The 594-nt window shown below is 35.0% G+C and carries 1 protein-coding gene; it reads left to right on the forward strand.

Annotated elements, in window-relative coordinates; translation table 11 throughout:
• The coding region (locus ACF91D_RS31405) for a terminase large subunit domain-containing protein (protein WP_392438642.1) at positions 1 to 594 on the forward strand (594 nt) is incomplete at both ends.

Here is a 594-nt window from a genome sequence, read left to right on the forward strand (position 1 = left end):
ATGCATGATTTATTGCTTGGGAAAGAACCTAAATTCGAAAGAACAATAGGTGTTGTATCTCATACACAGAAACAAGCAACGTTAGCTTGGGGCGATGCTCATATTCAATTGGAATCATTAAGAAAAGTATCTGATAAAACTAAATCAATGACTAAAATAACACCAAGTATTCATGAGTTGAAGAATACAAATGATAGAAGTGTTATAAAAGCGTTTAGTCGTGAGGCTAACAACCTTGAGGGTGAACAAATCAGTACTGGAATTATTGACGAGGCTCACTTATTGACTGATACAAAGGTGTATAACGGCATTAGACGTGGTCAAACACTTTTGAAGAATCCTAGTTTGTACTATATAAGTACGGCAGGAGAAGATTTAACAGTCCCGTTCTTTGAAGAATATCAATATGTTACTAAGGTATTGAATGGCGAGGAACAAAATGAAAACTATTTTATTTTCTGTGCCGAACAAGATTCAGAGGATGAAATACATCACCCTGAAACATGGATTAAATCGAACCCATTACTTGAAGATGATGAAATAGCAGAAACAATCGTTGGAAACTTACAAAGAGAAGTAGCTGAGGAAATATCT

This window comes from Staphylococcus sp. 231237_7MaSpsaltlick, from assembly GCF_043107035.1.